General features: G+C 48.0%; 1 protein-coding gene. It reads left to right on the forward strand.

Going from position 1 to position 870, the window contains the following annotated elements; genetic code table 11:
* A partial coding sequence (locus ACUNWA_RS19015) for a Gfo/Idh/MocA family protein (RefSeq protein WP_445593510.1) occupies positions 1-870 on the forward strand: 870 nt, incomplete at both ends.

The following is an 870-nucleotide window of genomic DNA, read 5'->3' on the forward strand; positions in this document are numbered from 1 at the left end:
ATGACAGAAAAATCGAATTTCTCAAGACGTAAATTTTTAACCAATGCAGCAGCTATAGGTGCTGTTGGCGTAATAGGAGCCAATGCACTGGTATCGTGTACCGAAAAGAAAAAAGTGGTTGAACTGAACCTGCCGCCTTTATTGGATCAGGCACCGGATGGAAAACCGATCAAAGCGGGCGTAATTGGCTGTGGTGGCCGCGGATCGGGTGCAGCACTCGACTTTTTAAATGCAGGCCCCAACTTGGTTATTCATGCTTTGGGCGATGTTTTCCAGGATCGTATTGACGATTGCCGGAATAAATTGAAAAAACAGGCCAACAATGAAGTGGCTGATGAAAATATATTTGTAGGATTTGATGCTTTCGAAAAAGTAATTGACTCGGGTGTTGACGTAGTGATTTTGGCTACGCCCCCTCATTTCCGGGCGGAGCATTTTGCGGCAGCCGTGCAGGCCCGCAAGCATGTGTTTATGGAAAAGCCGGTAGCTGTTGATCCAACGGGAATTCGTTCAGTGATGGCTACAGCTAAAAAAGCTGAATCACTCGGACTCAAGATCGTAACCGGAACTCAGCGTCGTCACCAGCGTGATTATATTGAAGTATACAAGCAAATTGCCAATGGTGCTATCGGCGACATTGTGAGCGCTAACTGTTACTGGAACCAGTCGAAACTGTGGCATCGCAATCCGAATGCCGATTGGAGCGAAATGGAATACATGATTCGCGACTGGGTAAACTGGTTGTGGTTATCGGGCGACCACATTGTGGAGCAGCACATTCACAACATCGATGTGATCAACTGGTTTGCAGGCAAGCACCCGACTAAAGCAGTTGGTTTCGGCTCGCGCCAGCGTCGCGTTACCGGCGAT

It is taken from the genome of Sunxiuqinia sp. sy24 (assembly GCF_052677165.1).